This window comes from Paracoccus sp. TRP (assembly GCF_000185925.1).
GTDB lineage: Bacteria > Pseudomonadota > Alphaproteobacteria > Rhodobacterales > Rhodobacteraceae > Paracoccus > Paracoccus kondratievae.
The window spans coordinates 16623-38437 of the sequence record NZ_AEPN01000020.1; the positions used below are offsets into that span (position 1 = coordinate 16623).

At 61.8% G+C, this 21815-nt stretch carries 22 protein-coding genes, 1 tRNA gene and 1 pseudogene; 10 read left to right on the forward strand and 14 right to left on the reverse strand.

The window, feature by feature from the left end:
* Positions 1-3: 3 nt before the first annotated feature.
* The 4 genes from PARACOCCUSGL_RS0111860 to pyrH form a co-directional block, all read right to left on the reverse strand.
* A complete protein-coding gene (locus tag PARACOCCUSGL_RS0111860; RefSeq protein WP_010396742.1) occupies positions 4-858 on the reverse strand; it encodes a phosphatidate cytidylyltransferase in 855 nt (284 codons plus the stop codon).
* Positions 855-1589: a polyprenyl diphosphate synthase gene (uppS, locus tag PARACOCCUSGL_RS0111865; RefSeq protein ID WP_010396744.1), complete on the reverse strand. Its 735-nt coding sequence runs from the start codon at positions 1587-1589 to the stop codon at positions 855-857. Before uppS ends, PARACOCCUSGL_RS0111860 begins: the two co-directional genes overlap by 4 nt.
* A 5-nt stretch (positions 1590-1594) precedes the next feature.
* Complete coding sequence (gene frr, locus PARACOCCUSGL_RS0111870; protein WP_010396745.1) at positions 1595-2158, reverse strand: ribosome recycling factor; 564 nt, start codon at positions 2156-2158, stop codon at positions 1595-1597.
* 80 nt (positions 2159-2238) lie between these two features.
* Positions 2239-2973: a UMP kinase gene (pyrH, locus tag PARACOCCUSGL_RS0111875; RefSeq protein ID WP_010396746.1), complete on the reverse strand. Its 735-nt coding sequence runs from the start codon at positions 2971-2973 to the stop codon at positions 2239-2241.
* Positions 2974-3058: 85 nt separating this feature from the next.
* On the opposite strand from pyrH, the gene miaA reads away from it, so the two are divergent.
* Positions 3059-3955: a tRNA (adenosine(37)-N6)-dimethylallyltransferase MiaA gene (gene miaA / locus PARACOCCUSGL_RS0111880; protein WP_029372134.1), complete on the forward strand. Its 897-nt coding sequence runs from the start codon at positions 3059-3061 to the stop codon at positions 3953-3955.
* Positions 3956-4506: 551 nt separating this feature from the next.
* Here the strand turns inward: miaA and PARACOCCUSGL_RS22705 are convergent.
* The 3 genes from PARACOCCUSGL_RS22705 to PARACOCCUSGL_RS0111890 all read right to left on the reverse strand — a co-directional run bounded on the left by PARACOCCUSGL_RS22705 (position 4507) and on the right by PARACOCCUSGL_RS0111890 (position 7320).
* Positions 4507-4605, reverse strand: coding sequence for a lipoprotein (locus PARACOCCUSGL_RS22705; RefSeq protein WP_158004474.1), 99 nt, complete (start codon positions 4603-4605; stop codon positions 4507-4509).
* An 803-nt stretch (positions 4606-5408) separates the two neighbouring features.
* On the reverse strand, positions 5409-6194 hold the full coding sequence (locus tag PARACOCCUSGL_RS0111885; RefSeq protein WP_010396751.1) for an RlmE family RNA methyltransferase: 786 nt from the start codon (positions 6192-6194) through the stop codon (positions 5409-5411).
* Position 6195: 1 nt separating this feature from the next.
* Positions 6196-7320, reverse strand: a complete 1125-nt coding sequence (locus PARACOCCUSGL_RS0111890; protein WP_010396753.1) for a Ppx/GppA phosphatase family protein — start codon at positions 7318-7320, stop codon at positions 6196-6198.
* A 108-nt stretch (positions 7321-7428) separates the two neighbouring features.
* Here PARACOCCUSGL_RS0111890 and PARACOCCUSGL_RS22170 point away from each other — a divergent pair, with 108 nt between their 5' ends.
* The 5 genes from PARACOCCUSGL_RS22170 to PARACOCCUSGL_RS0111915 are packed head-to-tail and all read left to right on the forward strand — an operon-like array spanning position 7429 to position 12115.
* Complete coding sequence (locus tag PARACOCCUSGL_RS22170) at positions 7429-7593, forward strand: hypothetical protein (protein ID WP_010396755.1); 165 nt, start codon at positions 7429-7431, stop codon at positions 7591-7593.
* Positions 7593-8774: a VWA domain-containing protein gene (locus PARACOCCUSGL_RS0111900; RefSeq protein ID WP_010396758.1), complete on the forward strand. Its 1182-nt coding sequence runs from the start codon at positions 7593-7595 to the stop codon at positions 8772-8774. The genes PARACOCCUSGL_RS22170 and PARACOCCUSGL_RS0111900 overlap by 1 nt, the downstream gene beginning before the upstream one ends.
* Positions 8775-8801: 27 nt before the next feature.
* The gene (locus tag PARACOCCUSGL_RS0111905) at positions 8802-9488 is read left to right on the forward strand and encodes a M48 family metallopeptidase (RefSeq protein WP_010396760.1); all 687 of its coding nucleotides are present in this window, start codon (positions 8802-8804) and stop codon (positions 9486-9488) included.
* Between the two features lie 54 nt (positions 9489-9542).
* Positions 9543-10742 carry a hypothetical protein gene (locus PARACOCCUSGL_RS0111910; protein ID WP_010396761.1) on the forward strand — a complete coding sequence of 400 codons (1200 nt, stop codon included), beginning with the start codon at positions 9543-9545 and terminating at the stop codon, positions 10740-10742.
* Positions 10739-12115: a cytochrome P450 gene (locus tag PARACOCCUSGL_RS0111915; RefSeq protein WP_029372136.1), complete on the forward strand. Its 1377-nt coding sequence runs from the start codon at positions 10739-10741 to the stop codon at positions 12113-12115. The genes PARACOCCUSGL_RS0111910 and PARACOCCUSGL_RS0111915 overlap by 4 nt, the downstream gene beginning before the upstream one ends.
* Positions 12116-12140: 25 nt before the next feature.
* Here PARACOCCUSGL_RS0111915 and PARACOCCUSGL_RS0111920 read toward each other — a convergent pair whose 3' ends face one another.
* From PARACOCCUSGL_RS0111920 to PARACOCCUSGL_RS0111930, 3 genes are read right to left on the reverse strand one after another with little or no spacing between them, the layout of a single operon-like run.
* On the reverse strand, positions 12141-13613 hold the full coding sequence (locus tag PARACOCCUSGL_RS0111920; protein ID WP_010396771.1) for a carboxypeptidase M32: 1473 nt from the start codon (positions 13611-13613) through the stop codon (positions 12141-12143).
* Positions 13610-14755, reverse strand: coding sequence for a heme A synthase (gene ctaA / locus PARACOCCUSGL_RS0111925; RefSeq protein ID WP_010396773.1), 1146 nt, complete (start codon positions 14753-14755; stop codon positions 13610-13612). Before ctaA ends, PARACOCCUSGL_RS0111920 begins: the two co-directional genes overlap by 4 nt.
* 55 nt (positions 14756-14810) lie before the next feature.
* A complete protein-coding gene (locus tag PARACOCCUSGL_RS0111930) occupies positions 14811-15551 on the reverse strand; it encodes an RNA methyltransferase (protein ID WP_010396776.1) in 741 nt (246 codons plus the stop codon).
* A gap of 74 nt (positions 15552-15625) precedes the next feature.
* Between PARACOCCUSGL_RS0111930 and PARACOCCUSGL_RS0111935 the strand changes: the two genes are divergently transcribed.
* From PARACOCCUSGL_RS0111935 to PARACOCCUSGL_RS22040, 4 genes and pseudogenes are all read left to right on the forward strand, one after another.
* Positions 15626-16237 (forward strand): thiamine phosphate synthase, encoded by a 612-nt coding sequence (locus PARACOCCUSGL_RS0111935; RefSeq protein ID WP_010396778.1) that lies wholly within the window; start codon positions 15626-15628, stop codon positions 16235-16237.
* Positions 16238-16316: 79 nt separating this feature from the next.
* Positions 16317-17876: a glutamine-hydrolyzing GMP synthase gene (gene guaA / locus PARACOCCUSGL_RS0111940; RefSeq protein WP_010396780.1), complete on the forward strand. Its 1560-nt coding sequence runs from the start codon at positions 16317-16319 to the stop codon at positions 17874-17876.
* Between the two features lie 310 nt (positions 17877-18186).
* A pseudogene (locus tag PARACOCCUSGL_RS20570) lies at positions 18187-18895 on the forward strand (tyrosine-type recombinase/integrase); the annotation flags it as partial.
* 197 nt (positions 18896-19092) lie between these two features.
* Complete coding sequence (locus tag PARACOCCUSGL_RS22040) at positions 19093-19269, forward strand: hypothetical protein (protein WP_010396787.1); 177 nt, start codon at positions 19093-19095, stop codon at positions 19267-19269.
* 53 nt (positions 19270-19322) lie between these two features.
* Here PARACOCCUSGL_RS22040 and PARACOCCUSGL_RS0111960 read toward each other — a convergent pair whose 3' ends face one another.
* The 4 genes from PARACOCCUSGL_RS0111960 to tatC all read right to left on the reverse strand — a co-directional run bounded on the left by PARACOCCUSGL_RS0111960 (position 19323) and on the right by tatC (position 21804).
* Complete coding sequence (locus tag PARACOCCUSGL_RS0111960) at positions 19323-19616, reverse strand: septum formation initiator family protein (protein WP_010396789.1); 294 nt, start codon at positions 19614-19616, stop codon at positions 19323-19325.
* Between the two features lie 205 nt (positions 19617-19821).
* Positions 19822-19898: transfer RNA gene (locus PARACOCCUSGL_RS0111965), tRNA-Met, on the reverse strand.
* Positions 19899-20108: 210 nt separating this feature from the next.
* Positions 20109-20951, reverse strand: coding sequence for an ATP-binding protein (locus PARACOCCUSGL_RS0111970; RefSeq protein ID WP_010396791.1), 843 nt, complete (start codon positions 20949-20951; stop codon positions 20109-20111).
* 7 nt (positions 20952-20958) lie between these two features.
* Positions 20959-21804 carry a twin-arginine translocase subunit TatC gene (tatC, locus tag PARACOCCUSGL_RS0111975; RefSeq protein ID WP_010396793.1) on the reverse strand — a complete coding sequence of 282 codons (846 nt, stop codon included), beginning with the start codon at positions 21802-21804 and terminating at the stop codon, positions 20959-20961.
* Positions 21805-21815 lie beyond the last annotated feature (11 nt).

A 21815-nucleotide genomic window follows, 5' to 3' on the forward strand; every position in this document is an offset into this window, starting at 1 on the left:
CCTTCAGCCTCCGATCACTGGCAACAGATTGGCAATCAACAGCAAAAGCGCCACGAGCAGGCTGCCCGACATGGCATCGAACCGGTCCATAAAGCCGCCATGGCCCGGGATCAGGTCCGAGCTGTCCTTGACCCCCACACGACGCTTGAGCCAGCTTTCAGCGATATCGCCGAACTGCCCGGCAACCGCAAGCAGCGGCCCAAGAATCACCACCGGCCACGACGCCTGCCCCACGATCATCAGGATCAACGCCAGCACAAAGGCGCCAAGCCAGCCGGCGACGGTACCGCTCCAGGTCTTTTTGGGGCTGATCGCAGGCCAAAAGCGGGGGCCGCCAATGCGGCGGCCGACAAAATAACCCAGCACGTCGGAAAGGACCACGGTTCCGACGATCCATGCCAGTGTCGGCAGACCCATCACCTCGCGGATCACGACCAGTGCATAGCCAGCGCCGAAAATTGCAAGCGTGAACATCAGATAGGCCGGGCGCTCATGCTCATGCGTACCGTGCCAGCCGGCAATCATCGGCACCAGCACAAGTGTCAGCGGCCAGTCACCTGGCAGCACCAGCATCGCAAGCATCACGAGACCCGAAAGGATCCCGATCAGCACCGGATGGCGCGGGCTATGAAACTCGGGGTGACGCCAGCCGGTCAGGCGGGCAAGTTCCCACATCATCAGCCCGACCACCAAAGCCGCACCGAAACGAATCCAGATCCCGGTCGAGATCAGCAGCACCAGCCCCACAACCGCCAGCGCCGCGCCCGAAAGCACGCGTGGCCAGAGATCGGCCCTTTTGTCGCGGCCGCGCCTCAGGGCGCCACGCAAACGGCTCGGTTGTGGATCGCCGCTGTTCATGCCCCGCCAAAGCGCCGCTCGCGCATCCCGTAGCGATCCAGTATCTCTGCCAGATGTGCGGGGGTGAAATCCGGCCAAAGCGTCGAAGTGAATTCATATTCCGAATAAGCCGCCTGAAAAGGCAGGAAGTTCGAGGTCCGGGTCTCACCACTGGTGCGAATCACCAGATCCGGATCGGGATGACCGGCAGTATCCAGACAATCGGCAAAGTCGGCCTCGGTCGGATTCGAGACCTCACCCCGGGCGATACGCTCGGCCAGACGTGCCGACGCGCGGGTCAGTTCGTCCCGGCCACCGTAATTGATCGCAACCGTCAGATTCAAACGGGTATTGACGGCGGTGCGCGCCTCGATCCCCGCCATCAGACGCTGCAGTTTGGGCTCAAGCCGTTCACGCCCGCCAATAAAGCGCATACGCACACCCTCTGCGGACAGCGCATCAGCCTCACGCTCAATATAGCGGGCGAAAATGCCCATCAGGCCCAACACCTCTTCGGTCGAACGCTTCCAGTTTTCGGTCGAAAAAGCATAGACCGTCAGCCAGTTGACCCCGAGATCGGGACAGGCGCGGACGATCTGTTTGACGCGCTCGGCCCCGCGCCGATGCCCGACCAGACGCGGCCAGCCCCGGTTCTTGGCCCAGCGACCATTGCCGTCCATGATGATGGCGACATGACGGGGCCGCTGTCCCTGCCCTGAGGGCTTTGCAAGGCTGGCTGCACTCTCGGCCATATGCGTCAGACCTGCATGATTTCGGCCTGTTTGGCCTCAAGCGCCTGATCCACGGCCGCAATCATCTTGTCGGTCAGCTCTTGCACGGCGGTTTCCCAGAACTTCTGGTCATCCTCGGACATGCCCGAGGCTTTGGCCTTTTTGATCTGGTCCATCCCGTCGCGGCGCACGTTGCGGATGGCAACACGGGCGTTTTCGGCATATTGCGCGGCCACGCGTGTCAGCTCCCGGCGGCGTTCCTCGTTAAGTTCGGGGATCGGCAGCATGATGATGGTGCCGTTGAGCTGGGGGTTAATGCCCAGACCCGATTCGCGGATAGCCTTTTCAGCTTTGCCGACCAGGGCCTTGTCCCAGATATTGATGGTCACCAGCCGCGGTTCGGGCACGTTCACCGTACCGATCTGGTTGATCGGTGTGAGTGAGCCATAGGCATCCACCATGATCGGTTCGACCATGGTGGCCGAAGCACGGCCAGTGCGCAGCGAGGAAAATTCATGGCGCAGGGACTCCATCGCGCCTTTCATGCGGCGTTCCAGGTCGTCGGTGTCGATCTCTATGTCGTCGGACATGCTCGGTCATGGCCTCTGTGTTGTGGTTTTCGCAGCTTTTAACCGAGCGACGCCCACATAGCAAAGCCTATGCAGCAATTTCAGCCGTGAACGCGCGTATAGGTGCCGCTGCCCGCCAGAATTCCGCGGAAGCCGCCGGGCTCATCCAGCGAAAAAACAATGATCGGCAAGTCGTTGTCCCGCGCCAGTGCAATGGCCGAGGCATCCATGACCCCCAGATGCTTTTGCAGGACTTCGTCATAAGTGACGTTATCATAGCGCTGAGCATCGGCGAATTTCTGCGGGTCCTTGTCATAGACGCCGTCAACCTTGGTGCCTTTGAAAATCGCCTCGCAGTTCATCTCATTGGCGCGCAAAGTCGCTGCGGTATCGGTGGTGAAATACGGGTTGCCCGTACCAGCGGCGAAAATGCAGACCCGTTTTTTCTCAAGATGGCGGATGGCGCGGCGACGGATATAGGGCTCGCAGACCTCGTCCATACGGATGGCCGAGATGACGCGGGTATGGATGCGCAGAGCCTCCATCGCGGCTTGCATCGCCAGCGCGTTCATCACCGTGGCAAGCATGCCCATATAGTCAGCGGTCGCGCGCTCCATTCCCTGTGCACTGCCTTGCAGTCCGCGGAAGATATTGCCGCCGCCGATGACCATGCAGATCTCGACGCCCATGTCGTGGACGGATTTGACCTCTTGCGCGATGCGGGCGACAGTCGGTGGGTGCAGACCGTAGCCTTGATCACCCATCAGCGCCTCCCCCGAAATTTTCAGCATGACGCGCGAGTATTTTCCGGGAGTCTTGGACGCGCTATCCGACATGGGTTCACCTTTTCGCGGCTGTTTCATCAGCGCGCAAAATGTCGCAAACAGGGCCCATGTTCAACCGCCGCCTTCCAAAGTCGCTATGACTGAGCGTCATCCCATCCTGAATGAGCTCGATCCCGGGCGTCATGTGCTGATCGCAGGCCCTACCGCCAGCGGCAAATCCGCGCTCGCACTGACAATTGCAGAACAGCAGGGCGGCATCGTCGTCAATGCCGATGCGCTGCAGGTCTGGTCATGCTGGAACCTGCTGACCGCCCGCCCCTCGCCCGAGGATGAGGCCCGCGCGCGCCATGTGCTTTACGGTCACATAACCCCTGATCGCGCCTATTCGGTCGGAGAATGGCTGGCCGAGGTCGCAGAGCTGATCAAAGCCCGTCAGACCCGGCTGATCATCGTCGGGGGTACCGGACTTTATCTCAGCACACTGACCCGGGGTCTGGCCGCGATTCCCCCGACCCCGCCCCGGATCCGCGCTCAGGCCGACCAGATCCTGCGCGAACCAGGCGGGCTGGCGCAGTTGGTCAGTGAGCTTGATCCGGCGACCCGCGCCCGGATCGACCTGCAAAACCCGGTGCGGGTCCAGCGCGCATGGGAGGTCTTGCAGGCGACAGGTCGCGGCATTGCCTTGTGGCAGGCCGAGACGCCACCGCCGCTGATCTCGCCCGAGGCAGCGCATCTTTTGGTCCTGCAGGCAGACCGCGACCGGCTGGCCGAACGTATTGCCCGACGCTTTCATCAGATGATCGCGCAAGGTGTGCTTGATGAGGTCCGTGCGGTCCTGCCCGACTGGAATCCCGGCGCGCTCTGGGCCAAAGCCATCGGCGCGCCCGAGCTTGTCGCCCACCTGCAAGGCCAGCTCAGCCTCGAAGAGGCAACTCGGCTCGCCATTATCGCCACCCGTCAATATGCCAAGTCGCAGCGCAGCTTTTTCCGGGGACGGATGCGGGACTGGCGCCGGATCGAAAGCAATATCTGAGCAGTGCCATTTCAACCTTTGCGATATTTATTAACCTTTTCGCAACTTTTCAGAAATATCGTTCGCACAACGACACGCGTGACAGAAACGGGATCTCTGGATGAAATTGTTGCAGGTTGCTCATGGCAAGCCAGCTTGGCGTTTCACTGAACCGCACGATCCGGTCGTGGCAAGGCTGCACGCCGCCGGCATCAACCTAGGAACGATCATGGACCCGGGGGAACACGATCCGCGCCTCCCTCCGCTCGCCGGGCAGCCACCTGACCCCCAGTCACGGTAGGACCGACCGCCACCACCGAACCATCCGCACCCGCCGGATCACGCCTCAGGCGGGTGGGCTTGGCGAACCGGCCCACTCTCTCTCTGCTGCCCGCATGCGCCAGGGATAGCTTGCGCCTTATTCCTCTTGCTGGTCTGCATTGGGGCGGCCCGACACGGGTACACAGCGCGCCGCCTAATCCAAGTATGCGTGGCGACTATCGTACGTTGCACCCGATCAGGGGGCTCGGGACCAGGGGCGGCCGCGGGGCCTCCTTATTCCCGGAAACTACTCACTGAATCATGCACCAACTGTACCACCTGCTGCAGCCATGGCTGTTACAGGATGACAGGACGACAGTCGCAAGGACAAGGAGAATAAATTTTTTCATGCCAGCCACTTAACCGTCATACAGCAGCTTGTCCAGCCTGCCTCACCGGCGGGCTTTGATCTTTCCGCGCCATGATCGTGTGCTGCTGCCCGGCCGTACCGCCCTCATCCCCACCGACACCGTCTTTACCGCCAGACCGTCAGCCGATGTTGAGGGCACGGTACACCGATTCCACCCGGTTATTGCCGGGACCTGACGCTACCGGCCATTTTCAACTGCTGTATGCTTACACCAGAGCTCTTGACGAAGGCGCTAATTGCTCTGGGCGCGAGCAACGATTCGGGGGATATCACGGCCTCATCTTGGTCGGAACCAATCACTACGACACTATTACGACCCGATGCGAGCCTGACCCATCGCAAAGCCACTATCACCGGGACAGCCAGCGCGCACGTGCCGGCCGAGAAGCATCTCTCCCGCTCAGGGATGCATCCCGATCAGGCGATATCTGAAATTCCGGGGCAACCAGACTGCGCTCTGACAGAGCTTGGCAGCAGCTGCTTGCGGCAAGCGTGGCGTCGAAATCGCTATCCGGCACGGCTATAGCGGGTTGGGACATTTCATCCGCAGCTTGACCGCTGCCATCGGATGCAGGTTCGAAAACTATCGTGAGATGATGCACCAAAAGCGCGCTGAAGAAACACCGGTCACGGTTTCCAGCGCAACCGTCAGCGCACAAGATGAGCCAAGCGTGGAAATCAGGCGCCGCCACATACGGTCGTCGCCTTGTTTTCCAAGGAAATGCAGAGAGACCAGCCCACCGTCAGCCTATGCGCTGTCCTCTGGCGATCGCCGCATACGGCTCAGCCCTGATCGCTCAGCGCATCGCCCTCATCCTCGTCATTGGCACGCTCGGTTTCGTCCCGCCCACGGAAACCTTGCGCAACAACAAATTTTTCCGAGGAATCCGAACGGCTTGCAGGCGGCTTTACATTCGCGACCTTGCTGAAATTACGCTTGAGCATGACCTGCATTTCAGCCTCGGCCCCGCCAGCCAGAACTTTGGCGACAAAGGTGCCACCGGGTTCGAGCACGTCAAAAGCCAACTGCGCTGCCGCCTCTACCAGCGCAACGATGCGCAGGTGATCGGTCGCCTTGTGTCCCGATGAGGCAGCCGCCATGTCCGACATCACCACATCGGCCCGACCGCCCAGCCAAGCCTTGACCAGATCGTCCGCGCCATCCGACAGAAAGTCCAGTTGGTGAATCTCGGCGCCCGGGATGGGATCGACCTCTTGCAGATCGACTCCAAGCACCCGGCCCACCTTTTTGCCGGACCGGTCGCCAAGGGCGTTCACCCGTGAAACCGCGACCTGACACCAGCCTCCGGGCGCACAGCCCAGATCGACCACCCGCGCGCCGGGGACAAGAAAGCCGAACTTGTCGTCAAGCTCGATGATCTTATAGGCAGCGCGGCCACGATAGCCCTCGCGCTTGGCGCGGGCGACATAAGGGTCGTTCAGCTGCCGCTCAAGCCAAAGCGTGCTGGAAAGCTTGCGCCCCTTGGCGGATTTCACCCGCACCCGCAATTCACGCTGCCCGCGGCCCGAGCTTTTGCGCCCTTCCCCCGGTTTTTTGTCCTGTGCCATCTTATGCTACCCCGTTCAAACCATCCGGGGCCAGCACCCCATCCTTGACCATCTGCGCGTATAGCAATCCTTCGCGCAGGCCGCGATCAGCGACCGACAAACGCGTCGTTGGCCAGACCCGCATCAGCGTCTGCAAGATCGCCGCCCCGGACATGATCAGCGCATGCCGCTCGCGCCCGATTCGGGGATCGGCGCGGCGGCCGTCCGGCCCCAGGGACAGATAGTCCCGGATCACCCTGTCGATCTGTGCCGAGGTCATGATCAGCCCATCCACCTTGGTCCGGTCATAGCGACGCAAGCCCAGATGGCTGGCAGCAACCGTAGTGACCGTGCCCGAAGTGCCGATGATCTGGAAGCCGTCCTCCATGGTCGAGGCCAGCGAATAGGGCGCGAAATCCGCCAGCATCTCTTCGAAATGCCAGGACATCAGCGCGAAACGACCCTGATCATCCTCGACATCCTCGAACTGGTCACGCAGCGTCGCCACGCCAAGGGGCACGCTGATCCAGTCAACAACCCGCGCGCCCCCGGGCCGCGAGTCCCGAAACCCGTTGCCCAGCTGCATGATCGCACGGGGCCGCTCTTTCGGCTCGACATCCTCAAGGTCGATCCAGACCAGTTCAGTCGAGCCGCCCCCGATATCGACGACCAGCAATTGTTCGGTCCGCAGACAGACAAGCGGCGCGCATGAAATCACCGCAAGCCTCGCCTCTTCCTCGGCATCAATGATCTCGACCGGCAACCCGGTTTCACGCCGGATCATGCGTAGAAAATCGCGGCTGTTGCGGGCCCTTCGACAGGCCTCGGTCGCGACAAGACGCATGCGCGTGACCTTATGCGCCTCAAGCTTGCGCCGGCACACCTGCAAGGCATGAACCGTCCGCGCCATGGATGAGCGCGACAGCCTGCCTGACGCCTCGAGGCCCTGGCCCAGCTGGACCGGCTTCGAGAAGCTGTCAACCACCTGAAACTGACTGCCCGCAGGGCGGGCAATCAGCATCCGGCAGCTGTTCGTGCCAAGATCCAAAGCCGCATAAAGCGGCCCGTCCTCGGCCGGGCGGGTGGCGAAAGGCTCGACCGTTTTTCTCGGGAACGCGTCCGCACCCGCAGGACGCCTGGGCGTCATGGTCACGCCCTCCGATATCAAGTTGAACCAAAAGTAACCTGCCCCCGGCAGGCGTTCAAGGGGGCGTGCCTCTCGACAGTGTCGCTGGCGCGGGCTATGCCCTGATCCATGATCGTGATCGCCGCATTCATTATTGGCGCAGCGATCGGCTGGATGCGCGCCGTGAAAGCCGGTGGCAGCCGCGCCGACAAGCTGCAATATGCCGCCGCCCACGCCCTGGCACTGACCGTGCTGGGTGTGTTCCTGACCGTGCTGATTTCCCGGATGACGTGATGTTTCGGCCCTTTCTCGACAGTCTGCGCAGGCACGGGGTGCCAGCCAGCCTGCGGGAATACCTGGACCTGCTGGCCGGGTTGCAGGCAGGGCTGTCGGACTGGTCGCCCGAAGGATTCTATCACCTTGCCCGCGCCACGCTCGTCAAGAACGAGGCGCATATTGACCGATTCGACCGCGCCTTTTCCGAGGCCTTCTCGGGTCTTGAGGAAATCCCGGTCGAGGCGCTGGTGAATGAGGTCTCGATCCCCCATGAATGGCTGGAAAAGCTGGCCGAAAAGCTGCTGACCCCCGAAGAGCGCGCCGCCGTCGAAGGTGCCGGTTCCTTTGAAGAGTTGATGAAGCGCCTGCGCGAACGCCTGGCCGAACAGCGCGAGCGCCATCAAGGCGGTAGTAAATGGATCGGTACCGCCGGAACCTCACCCTTTGGCGCCTATGGCTACAACCCCGAAGGGGTGCGTATCGGCCAGCACGAAAGCCGCCACCGCCGCGCGGTCAAGGTTTGGGATAAGCGCGAGTTTCGCGACTTTGACGATTCGGTCGAGCTTGGCACCCGTAACATCAAGGTGGCGTTGAAACGGCTGCGGCAATGGGCCCGCCACGGCGCCACCGAAGAGCTGGACTTGCCCGGCACCATCCGTGCCAGCGCCGAGCACGGCTATATCGACGTCCAGACCCGGCCCGAACGTCACAATGCTGTCAAGGTACTGCTGTTTCTGGATGTCGGCGGCTCAATGGATGATCACACGCGGCTTGTCGATGAGCTGTTCTCGGCCGCCCGGGCCGAGTTCAAGCATCTTGAACATTTCTACTTTCACAACTGCATCTATGAGGCACTGTGGAAGGATAATCGCCGACGCTGGACCGAGACCACCCCGACATGGGAGGTCATCAACCGCTTTGGTCGCGATTATAAGGTGATTTTCGTCGGTGATGCCTCGATGTCGCCCTATGAAATCGCCATCCCAGGCGGCGCGAATGAGCACTGGAACCCCGAATCGGGCGAAGTCTGGCTGAAACGGCTGCGTGAAACCTGGCCCGATCATGTCTGGCTGAACCCGGTGAAGCGGGCGGATTGGGACTATACCCGCTCGATCACCATGATCCGCGAGATATTTGAGGACCGCATGCAACCCCTGACCCTTGAGGGGCTGACTGAGGCGATGCGCCTTCTTGGCTGATCCGGCAGGGCGCTTCATACTGGTGCCATGCTGAAGTTTTTGCCGATCCTGCTGATTCTGCTGTACGCCCTTGCGATGTGGTTCTTTTCCACATGGCGGCTAAGGGCGATGCTGAACGCCCAGTCCACCCCGCTGACCGATCCCCGGCTGTTGCCTTTGCTTGAGCGGCTTGGGCGGGCGATGGATCTGCCCCGCATTCAGGCCCATGTCTATGAAGTCAGCATCGTCAACGGTTTGGCCGCACCAGACGGGCGCATCTTTCTGACCCGCGGTTTTCTGGACCGACTGGATCGCGGAGAGGTCACCGAGGCAGAGCTTGCCTCGGTCGTCGCGCATGAACTGGGCCATGTCGCCCACGGCCACACCCGGCGACGCATGATTGATTTTGCCGGTCAGAACGTGGTGCGAATGATGCTGGCCGGTATTCTGGGTCGGATCGTGCCCATCATCGGGGTCTGGATCGCCAACCTTGTTACCAGTGCCATTGTCGCCCGCCTGTCGCGCAAAGACGAGTTCGAGGCCGATGCCTTTGCCAGCGCCCTGATGGTCAAGGCTGGCCTCGGCACCGAGCCGCAAAAGAACCTGTTTCGCAAGCTGCGCAGGCTGACCGGGACCGATACTGGCACCGCGCCCGCATGGCTGTTGTCCCATCCGCCGACCGAGGCGCGCATCGCCGCCATAGAAAAACTTGAGGCGCGCTGGGGCGTCAGTTGACTTGCCGCCCGTAGGGAATGGGATATTCTGCGAACACAAGCAAAAGTTTAGTTCATGACCCGACCCTTGCGCCGTCGCGTGCTTTACATCCCGGGCTATGACCCGATCCCGCCCCGCCGCTATCGCGAGCTGTACAAGCGCGAAGGCACGGAACAGGCGCGCATTTCAGGTTATGAGCTTGGTTTCGGCGCACGCCGCGACCGTAAGAATTTTGGCTGGGGCGTCACCGGCCAGTTCGGTGACCAGCGGATCGAAACCGAATTCGAGGTCCTTGTCTGGGCTGATATCGTGCAGGGCTCGATGGGTCAGGGCATCCTGACCACTTATGGCCAGCTTCTCCGCACCGCCTGGGCCTATATCGGCTCGGGCGCGCTATTCAGGCTGATGCGGCTGCGGCGCGGGCCGGTCATCGCCGCGCTTTATCCGGTTGTGGTGCTGCTCGTGCAACTGCTGGTTTCGGTCCTTGCCGGGGTGCTGGTCGGTTGGGGGCTTGGGCACCTGACGACCCTTGGCTGGTGGCTGGGTCTGCCGGTGGCGCTGGCGCTGACCTGGGGCGGCCTGCATCTATGGCGGCGCTTTGATGGCAAGATCTTTGCCTGGTATCTGATGCATGACTATGCGTTTACAGCGCAAAATCAGGGGGCTTACCCCCCGGCACTGGAAAAGCGCATTGCCCGGTTCGCCGACCGCATCGCCGAGGTTCTGGCCGATGACTGGGACGAAGTTCTGGTCATCGGCCATAGCTCGGGGGCCTATCTTGGCATCTCGGTTCTGGCGGACCTGATCCGCTCGGGCCGGGTGCCAAAGGGGGGGCCGCAGCTTTCTTATCTGTCGCTTGGCCATGTCGTGCCCATGGCTTCGTTCCTGCCGCGTGCGAACCGGTTGCGCGCCGATCTGCGCTATCTTTCGGCACGGGATGAGCTGGACTGGATCGACGTGACCGCTCCGGGCGATGCCTGTTCCTTCGGGCTTTGCGATCCGGTTTCGGTCTCGGGGGTCGAGCCGGCCGACCGCCGCCACCCGCTGATCCTTTCCGCAGCCTTTGCCCAGACCCTGTCGCCGGAAAAGCGGCGCGAGCTGCGCGGTCGCTGGTTCCGGCTGCACTTTCAGTATCTCTGCTCCTTCGACCGGCCCGGAGATTACGACTATTTTGCCATCACCGCGGGGCCGCTGACGCTTGCACAGCGATTTGCCGGGCGCGGGCATTCGCCCGGCCGCATCGCGCGCGCCGTCAATCGCTGGACCAAGACATGATTCCACCAAAACCAAAGGGGCGACAAGGCCGAGGCTCGGTCTGGCGCTTTATCCGGGATTTTCGCCGCGACATCCTGTCCGCGCAATCTGACCGTCTTTATCGCGGATGGATGGCCGAGTTCCGCGGTCCCTTCATCCACAGCTTTACCTGCAACGACCCCGCGCTGATCGACCTGATCCTACGCAAGCGGCCGATGGATTTTCCGAAATCTCCGCGTATGGCCGCTGGTCTGCAACCGCTGCTTGGCAATTCGACCTTCATTTCGAATGGCGAGACATGGCTGCACCAGCGCCGCATCATCGACCCTGCCTTTGAGGGCGGCCGCCTGCGCGAGACATTCCCGGCGATGTGGGACGCGACCCAGGCCGGCGTCGCACGCCTTGCCCCCCTGGCCGACGGGGCAGATATCGACATCGAGCCCCAGACCAGCCATATCGCCGCCGATGTGATCTTTCGCACGCTGTTTTCGATCCCGATCGAAGATCAGATCGCAGCGCAGGTTTTCCAGGCCTTTCGCGAACATCAGGATGCTCAGCCCATGGTCAATCTGGGCGGGCTGATCGCCCTGCCCCGTTGGGCACGGTTCCACAGCCGTCAGGTGCGCGAAACGGCGCGTCGCATCCGTGGCCTGATCCGTCAGCTTGTCTCGGCCCGCGCGGAACAGATCGACGCAGGCACTGCCCCGGATGATCTGGCGACCAAGATCATGACCACGCCCGATTCGCAGACCGGCCGCATCTTTTCGCAGGCCGAAATGATCGACGAGGTCGCAACCTTTTTCCTGGCCGGGCATGAAACCAGCGCCTCGGCTCTGGCCTGGGCGCTTTACCTTCTGGCCGAGCACCCGGACTGGCAAGAGCGTCTGGCCGAAGAAGCGCGCCAGAACCTTGCCCCCGATTTCTCTGCCATCCGTAGTCTGCCGCTTGCCCGCGCCGTATTTCGCGAGACGCTGCGGCTTTATCCCCCGGTCGCCATGACAGTGCGCCAATGCCGCCGGCCCGAGACGCTGCGCGACCGCAAAGCTCCGAAAGGGGCGCAGCTGGTGCTGTCGCCCTGGCACCTGCATCGCCATGAACGGTTGTGGGACGACCCGGACGGTTTCAACCCCGCACGCTGGGAGACCGAGAACGGCAAGACCTGTCTGCGTGACGCCTTTATCCCCTTTTCGGCCGGGCCACGCGCCTGTCCCGGCGCAGGTTTTGCCATGATCGAAGGGCCGTTGATCCTGTCGGCACTGTTACGCGCCTATCGGCTGGAGCCGGGGCAAGAGCGGCCGGTCCCGATCATGCGCCTGACCCTGCGGGGTAAAAACGGCATCCACATCCGCCTGACGCCACGAGAGGCAAAAGAGAGGACGGCGAAACAGGCCTGAAGCCCCCTCGCCCCCGCATCTGCGATCAAAGCCGGTAGATCGCCGAGAACTTGTCCTCAAGATAGTCCAGCAACGGCTTTTCGCTGATCTCGGCACCGGTGGCGCGCTGCAGCAGCTCGCGCGGCGGATAAAGGCCGCCATGGCGCTGCAAGTTCTCGCGCAGCCACTCGACGGCGGGGTCGGCCTCGCCGCGCGCCAAGGCCTCGTCCAGATCCGGTACCGCCGCACGCAGCGCGGCATGCAGGCACCCGGCATAGACGTTGCCCAACGCATAGGTCGGGAAATAGCCGAACAGCCCGACAGCCCAATGCACGTCCTGCAAGACGCCGTTTGCAGGACGGTCCACCGCCACCCCGAAATCATTAAGGAAACGGGCGTTCCAGGCCTCGACCAGATCTTCGACATCCAGCCGGCCCGAAATCAGGTCACGCTCAAGATCAAAGCGCAGCATGATGTGCAGGTTGTACTGGATCTCATCTGCCTCGGTCCGGATAAAACCGGGGGTGACGCGGTTCGCGGTCTCATAAAAGGCATCGGCGTCGGACACCGACAACCCGCCAAAGGCATCCGACATGCGCTGATAGAGCCAGCCGGCAAACGCACGGCTGCGGCCCAGCTGGTTCTCATAGATCCGGCTTTGGCTTTCATGCACGCCCATCGAGACGCCGCGCCCCAGCGGGGTAAAGGCGTGATCGCTGTCAATGCCCAGCTCATAACTGGAATGGCCGACCTCGTGGATGGTCGAATACAGACAGTTGAACGGGTCGGATTCAACGACGCGTGTCGTAATACGGCTGTCCTGCCAGCGCCCCGAGCTAAAAGGATGCACGGCGATATCCAGCCGCCCGCAGGTCCAATCATAACCAAAGGCAGTTGCACAGGTCCGCGCCAGCCTCATCTGGGTCTTAAGCGGAAAGTGCCCGGTCAGCGGTTCGGGCTGATGGGCCGCGCCCAGCACATCCTCGCGCAGCGCGACAAGACGCGGGCGCATGGCGTCGAAAAGCGCCGCGATCTCGGCCTGTGTGGTGCCGGGTTCGTAATCGTCCAGCAGCGCATCATACAGATCACCGCCATCGGCAAGCGCAGCCGCCTCTTCGCGCTTGAGCATCAGGATGTCGTTCAGAACCGGCAGGAAATCTTCTGGCGCGTCCTTGGCCCGGGCGTCGGCCCAGATCCCCTGCGCAAGCGAAGTCTGCCGCGCCAGCTCGGTCGCCAGACGTGACGGAATGCGCGAGGCGCGGCGATAGTCGCGTCCGATCAGTTCAAGGATGCGGGCATCCTCATCGTCCTCAGCCTCGGCCCGATCCAGCCATTCGCCGATGCGCGGGTCGGTGCGGCGCTCGTGCAGAACGGCCTCCATCGCCGCCATTTCCTCGGCGCGCTGCTCGACCGCGCCGCGAGGCATGACTGTTTCCTGGTCCCAGCCAAGGCGCTCGGCGACCGAGGACAGCGCCTCAATCTGGCGCTGAAATGCGAGAAGATCGTCAAAAGCGCTCATCGGACAGTCCCCCGGACCGAAGTTTCATAAGGATAGCGCGCATGGTGGCGCGCGCGCAGGATCAGCGTGAACAGTGCCACGGCACCGATCTGATGCGCCAGCGCCAAAGGCAGGGGCGAGGCATGCATGACATTCATGATGCCCAGAAGCACCTGTACCGCCAGCGCGACGATCATCACCCCGTAGGCGCCGCGGGTTGTCGGATGGGGCGAACGGCGGGCCCGCAGGAACACCACCACGGCAAACACCGTCAGCAGATAGGCGACCATACGGTGGATGAATTGCACCAGCGCCGGATTTTCAAAAAAGTTGCGCCAGCCAAGCGTCGGATTCCAGATCTCGGCGGGGATCCATTCGCCACCCATGGTCGGCCAGCCGGTGTACATGCGGCCCGCATCGATACCGGCAACCAGAGCACCCAGAAGGATCTGGACAAAAGCCAGATGCATCAGCCCGGTGGTCATGGAAAAAAGCTTGGCCTCGCCCGCACGGCGAGCCCTGAGCAACGCGGCCTCGCTGCGCGAAAGGGACAGCACCAGCCAAGCGATCAGGCCAAGGATGGCAAAGGCCAGGCCCAGATGCACCGCCAGCCGGTATGACGCGACGCGCACCACGTTGCCCGACAGGCCCGAATGCACCATCCACCAGCCGATCGCACCTTGCGCGCCCCCCAGAACACCAAGCAACAGCAGGCGCGGTGTCCAGCCCGCCGGAATGCGCTGCGTCGCCAGAAAGATCAGAAAACCGGTCGCCCAGATCAGGCCCACCAGCCGCCCCAACAACCGGTGCGACCATTCCCACCAATAAATGTGTTTGAATCCCGCCAGATCCATATCGGGGTTTTCGATCCGGAACTGGGGGATCTGCTGATATTTGTCGAACTCGGCCTGCCATGCGGCCTGATCCATGGGTGGCAGCGCACCCGTCACCGGCTTCCATTCGGTGATCGACAGACCCGAACCTGTCAGCCGCGTCGCCCCCCCCAGCGCGATCATTGCCGCGACCAGTATGAAAAGCACGATCAGCCAGGCGCGGATCGCACCGCGCGCGCCCCGGGGGCCGGCGTCGATCATACCGCCCGCCGGCGGCGTGCTGCGCGGGGTCGTCTCGGTGACTTCCTGAAAGACGGGACGTCTTGCCATGTCAGCTTCCTTCTCGATCGGGCGCGACCTTGACCCGCGCGCGCCCGGAAATCAATCAGCCGCGGCGGATCAATTGCCGCAGCATACCGTGAAAGATACGGGTGTCGGCACGGGTCAGCGGCAGGCGCGACCACATGTTGCGCAATGTCAGCTTCATCGCTGGTGCCTTTTCGGGCGGAAAGAAGAAACCGGCGTCACCCAGACGTTCCTCCCAGTGGTCCGCCAGCTTCTCGATCTCAAGCCGCGTCGCGGAAACCTCGCCATCCGGCCGCCGGCCATGGGGCGCTGGTTCAGGCGGCAGGCTGTCGCGCCCCCATTCATAGCCGGTCAGCAGCACCGCCTGCGCAAGATTGAGCGAGGCGAACTCGGGGTTCACCGGCACGGTGATGATGGCATTGGCCCGCGCCACATCCTCATTTTCCAGCCCCGCACGTTCCGGGCCAAAGATCACCGCGACCCGGCCGCCCTGCCCCACGCGACTGCGGGCATCGGCCATTGCATCTGCCGGCGTCAGCACGGGCTTGGTCAGTTCGCGCCCGCGTGCGGTGGTGGCATAGGCGTAATCCACATCCTCCATCGCCTCGGCCAGCGTCGCAAAGACCCGTGCGCGGTCAAGCACCCGCCCCGCCGCGCCCGAGGCCATGGCCACGGCACGCGGGTTCGGCCAGCCGTCGCGTGGCGCGACAAGGCGCATGTCCGTCAGGCCGAAATTCAGCATGGCGCGCGCTGCTGCGCCGATGTTTTCGCCCATCTGCGGGCGCACGAGAATGATCACCGGTTCCATGGTCGCGGCCATAACCTTCTGCGCAACTACTGGCAAGGCGCGCAGGGCTGCGCTATCTGCTGTCGAAACTGAGGGATGACAGCGCCATGACAGACCAGCCCAATACGCCGCAACTCTACCTGATCACCCCGGTCGGCGCGGCCGCCTCGACGCTGGGGCCGCTGCTGGCCGAGGTCATGGACCGCTTTCCGGTCGCCTGCCTGCGCATCCCCGGCGCGGGCACCGAAGAAGAGCTGGGCCGCATCGCCGATCTTGCCCGCGAGATTGCCCATGCCCGCGATGTCGCCGTGGTGATCGAAGATCACGTCCTGCTTGCGCAGCGCCACGGCCTTGACGGTGTGCATCTGACCAATGGTGCGCGTGGTGTTCGTCACGCCCGCAAAGAGCTTGGTCAGGACGCAATCGTCGGCACCTTTTGCGGGGCGTCGCGCCATGACGGCATGAACGCGGCCGAGGCGGGCGCGGATTATGTCAGCTTTGGCCCCTGCGGCGCCACCGCGCTTGGACATGGGGAACTGGCGCCGCTGGACCTCTTTCAATGGTGGTCCGAGATGATCGAGATCCCGGTTGTTGCCGAGGGCGCGCTGACCCCTGCGCTGATCGGCCAGCTTGCCCCCGTCACCGATTTCATCGCGCTTGGGGCCGAGATCTGGTCGCAGCCGGACCCGGTCGAAACGCTGGGCAATCTCTGGCGCTGAGGGGGCATGGCGGGCTCTGACCCGCTTGCGGTCAAGCCTGCCTCTTGCGCAGCGCCATGACGCGGCCTAAAGGCTGGCCATGACCCAGCATCAGCGCCTTCTCATCATCGATTTCGGCTCCCAGGTCACGCAGCTGATTGCGCGCCGCTTGCGCGAGCTGAACATCTATTGCGAAATTCACCCGTTCAACGCGGTCGATGACGCCTTCCTGAAAAATTTCGCCCCGCAGGCGGTAATCCTGTCGGGCGGCCCCTCCTCGGTCACCGAGGCCAATTCACCCCGTGCACCGCAAAGCCTGTTCGATACGGGCGTGCCCGTCTTTGGCATCTGCTACGGCCAGCAGGTGATGATGGAGCAGCTTGGCGGGCGCGTCGAATCGGGCCACCACGCCGAATACGGCCGCGCCTTTATCACCCCGGCCGAAGGGCATCGCGACGACGGGATCTTTGCGGGCCTGTTCTCTTCGGGCCGTGAAGAGGTCTGGATGAGCCACGGTGACCGCGTGACGCAGATCGCGCCTGGCTTTGAGGTGATAGGCACCTCGCCCAACGCGCCTTACGCGATGATTGCGGATCAATCGCGCAAATTCTTTGCCGTCCAGTTCCACCCCGAAGTGCACCACACCCCGAACGGGCGGCAGATGCTGGAAAACTTTGTCCGCATGGCGGGCTTTACCGGCGACTGGACGATGGCCTCGTACCGGCAAGAAGCGATCCGCAAGATCCGCGAGCAGGTCGGCGACCGCAAGGTCATCTGCGGCCTTTCCGGCGGCGTCGACAGTTCAGTCGCAGCGGTGCTGATCCATGAGGCGATCGGCGACCAGCTGACCTGCGTCTTTGTCGATCACGGGCTTTTGCGGCTGAACGAGGCCGAAGAAGTCGTGAAAATGTTCCGCGACAATTACAACATCCCGCTGATCCATGCCGATGAGAGCGAACTGTTCCTGTCTGCGCTTGAAGGTGTCAGTGACCCCGAGGTCAAGCGCAAGACCATCGGCAAGCTCTTTATCGACGTGTTCCAGAAATACGCGCGCCAGATCGAGGGCGCCGAGTTTCTGGCTCAGGGCACGCTCTATCCCGATGTGATCGAATCGGTCAGCTTCTCGGGCGGACCTTCGGTCACGATCAAGAGCCACCACAACGTCGGCGGCCTTCCCGAAAAGATGGGCCTGAAACTGGTCGAACCCCTGCGCGAGCTTTTCAAGGATGAGGTTCGAGCCCTTGGCCGCGAACTTGGCCTGCCTGATCAGTTCATCGGCCGCCACCCCTTCCCCGGCCCCGGGCTTGCCATTCGCTGCCCAGGCGAGATCACGCGCGAAAAGCTTGAGATCCTGCGTAAAGCCGACGCGGTTTTTATCGACCAGATCCGCAAGCACGGGCTCTATGACGAGATCTGGCAAGCATTCGTTGCGATCCTGCCGGTGCGGACCGTGGGGGTGATGGGCGACGGGCGGACCTATGATTATGCCTGCGCGCTGCGCGCGGTGACCTCGGTTGATGGCATGACGGCGGATTATTATCCCTTCACCCACGAGTTCCTGGGTGAGACCGCCACGCGGATCATCAACGAGGTCAAGGGCATCAACCGCTGCACCTATGACATCACCTCGAAACCGCCGGGAACGATTGAGTGGGAATGATCCCGCATCCGGCATAGTCCGGCATCAAAGATACACTAAAACACCTCTAAGCCCGCGTAGCTGCGGGCTTTTTTCGTTCTTGGCCTGGCACTGTCTGGCAAGTTTTTGCATCGCCAAGCACCCGGTTTCCATGGCATGACAGATGGTACGATTTGAACCTGATGCCCCATGCTCAGCCCTCGATCCCATGCTGCTCCTCATGGGGTGATCATGGTATTGAATTCATATAACAAATTGTTATATAATGATTTTTATGGAAAATGCGCGGCTTTTTGAGCATGGTACTTTTGAGAGGAAACCCAATCCGGCCATGCTGGCTGATACCAAACTGCGCAACCTCAAGCCAAAGGACAAGCTCTACAAAGTGAATGACCGTGACGGCCTCTATGTGGCGGTCACCCCTGCGAGTTCGATCTCCTTCCGCTACAACTACCCGATCCACGGCAGGCAGGAGACAATCACCTTCGGGCGCTATGGTGTGGGAGGCATCACGCTAGCGGAAGCACACGAACGGACTGGGCGAGGCCAAGAAGCTGATCGCCGCAGAGAAATCTCCAGCCAAAGAGAAGGCGCCGGACAAAGCCCGCGTTAAGGACGCTGAAAACTTTGGTGCGTGAGGCGAAAAGTGGACACGCGGCTATCAAATGGCTGACGTTACCCGCGATATGTGTCGAGCTACCTTCGAGCGCGGGCTTAAGCCGAAGTTCGGTAGCCAGAAGCTCACAGAAATCATCCATGAAGATTTACGGGCGCTGACTGATGCGATTGTGGAACGCGGGGCACCGGCAACGGCCGCGCTTTGCCGCGAAATTGTGATGCAGGTCTTCCGTTGGGCTATGGAACGCGGCCAGAAGGTTGAGAACCCAGCCGATCTGGTGCGCCCCTCGACCATCGCCAAGTTCGAGCCGCGAGATCGAACACTGACGCCGGATGAAATCGGCTTGATGTACCAGTACACCAAGCGCATCGGCACGACGCCATCCATTCGCGCGGCCGCCAAGCTTCTGCTGCTATCCGTTGGTCCAAAGCAAACAGCCCTCTACTCCGGAATCCGGCCATTCTCTGGGGGGCGCTTCCAGAGGATGCCGGAAACCGTCTGAAATATCAGAAATTTTTCTTTCTATAATATCTAGCGATTTTATCGTGAAAAATTCGCCTGATCGTGTTAACCTCGAGTCACGGCGCAATCCTGCGCAGTCTGTTTGGAGGACCTCAGATGATCCGCAAACCAAGCAACAGCGAAGTAAAACAAGCCATCTTTGACGAGCGACGGGCGCTCAAGGCGGCTGCAGATATATTTGATGATCGGGGCGCAGTCAGCCTGACAGACCAGGACAGCGTTCCCGTAGCCCGGCCAAGCTGGGAACAGCAATACGACGCGCTCAGCAGGTAACCAAAGGGCGGCGGGGGTGACCTCGCCGCCTCGTAGGCTTGACCGCACACCGCCTATCTGATCACCACCTCATCCGGCCTCAGAACGCCCAGCATGGCCCTGGCCCGCTCATCAAGCAGGTCCAGGTCGAGGTAATGATCCGATAACCTTCTGGTCAGGTTACGCAGCCGGTCCACCTCAGCTTGCAACCTGTCCCGCTCGGCAACAAGCTCACGCGTTTCGGCCATGATCTGCATACGCTGCAGGACCCCCGAGGGGCCGTAAATGGCTGCATGAATGAAATAGGCGCCAACCAACATCATCACGACAAAAAACATGACGGCGCCAAAAGAATGGCTCTGTTTCATGTCCTGCTCTTCTGCTGTGGCGCTATTCTGCCCAGCTTTGGCAACTGGATCAACCATGACACCAGAACGCAGAGCACATTGAAGGCGGGCCTCAGAGGCCGCTCTTATCGGCTAAGGCAAGGCGATCAGAACAGAGTGGAAATCCGCCTCACTGCAATGTGGGCAGATCGTCTTTGATCAATCTTATCAATCAGATGAGGGATTTTGGTAGCGGAGGAGGGATTTGAACCCCCGACACAAGGATTATGATTCCTCTGCTCTAACCAGCTGAGCTACTCCGCCACGGGTGCGTGCGATTTACGGTGCCTAGCGGGGGGCGTCAAGGGGCCGAAAGCAGGTTTTTGGAAGTTTTTGCCGCGATCTGTCACGCGATGGGAAAGCGGGTCCGGCTCGTCGAAATCTGCCCGGTCCAAAGGTACAAAAACAATCGACGCCCCTACCCCCAGCCGGAGTGGGACGTCGGGATTGTTGCTGGAATTAAACGTTTTGCCCTTACAGCGAGATGCCGTGGCGACCAGCAAGGTCGGTAAAGAACTGCCAGGCCACGCGGCCAGAACGCCCGCCACGCGTCGCCTGCCATTCGATAGCCTCGGCACGCAGCTGCTCTTCTGCAATCTGCAGCCCATAGGCGTCGCAATAACCGCGAACCATGGCAAGATATTCGTCCTGCGAACAGGGGTGAAAGCCCAGCCACAACCCGAAACGATCTGATAGAGAGACCTTTTCTTCGACCGCCTCGCCGGGGTGGATGGCCGTCGAGCGTTCATTGTCGATCATATCGCGCGGCATCAGGTGCCGCCGGTTCGAAGTCGCGTAAAGAATCACGTTCGTCGGGCGCCCCGAGATGCCGCCGTCCAGCACCGCCTTAAGCGATTTGTACTGCGTATCGTCGTGACTAAAGGACAGATCGTCCGAGAACAGAACAAAGCGCCGGTGCTTGGCACGGCCCAGAATCGCCAGCAGCCGCCCGACAGACCCCAGATCCTCACGTGCGATCTCGACCAGCACCAGCGGCAGGCCCTGACGCACCGCCTCGGCATGGACCGCTTTGACGAGCGAGCTTTTCCCCATCCCGCGCGATCCCCAGAGCAGCGCGTTGTTCGCGGCATGCCCGCGGGCAAATTGCAGCGTATTGGCCAGCAGCACGTCGCGCGCCCGGTCAATGCCGATCAGCTGTACGAGTTCGACTCGGCTCACTTCTTCGACCGGCTCAAGCCGGTCAGGGTCGGGATGCCAGACATAGGCGGTCGCTTCGGCAAAGCTGGGCTCGGGGGCCGGCGGCGGCGAGACGCGTTCCAGCGCCTCGGCGATGCGCAGCATGATTTCGTCAGACATTGACTTCCTACTCTTCAAGTTCACGTTTGCGCTCGATCCGGCGAACAAGGAAGATCGAAATCTCGTAAAGCCCGTAGATCACCGAAAAGAGCACGATCTGGCTGATGACATCGGGAGGCGTGACCATGGCGGCCAACACCAGAATCACCACGATGGCATAACGCCTTACGCTCGCCAGCCCTTCCGAGGACACGAGCCCCGCCTTACCCATCAGCGTCAGTGCCACAGGCAGCTGGAAAGACAGACCAAAGGCAAGAATGAACTTGGTGGTCAGGGTCAGATATTCCTCGACCGAACCTTGGAAGACAATACCAGCCCAGGGCTGCTCGGCCGAGGCCGTGGCCTGGGCCGCAGCACCCGCCGCCCCGGCAGGGTCATCCGGCAGGGCCAACGGCCCCTGCTGGAAGCCCAGGAAGAAGTCAAAGGCCCAAGGCAGGATGATGTAATAGGCAAAGGCCGCGCCACAGATGAACATGATCGGCGAAGCGACCAGAAACGGCAGCAGAGCATTCTTTTCGCTGCGGTACAGGCCCGGAGCGACAAAGCGCCAAAGCTGGTAGCCCACCACCGGGAAGGCCAGCACAAAGCCGCCAAAAAAGGCGATGCGCATGGCGACAAAAAAGCCTTCCTGCAGTTTCAGCAGGATCAGGCCACAAGTCTGGCTGCGCTTTTCAAGGGCGTAACAGATCGGCTGGGTCAGGAAATCAAAGATCGGGTTCCAGACGAAATAGCACAGCACCATCGCCACGACAAAGGCCAGCACCGACCAGATCAGCCGGGTGCGCAGTTCGGCCAGATGCTCGATCAGCGGGGCGGAGGTATCGTCGATATCTTCTGACTTGGCAGATTTCATCGCCACGGAAC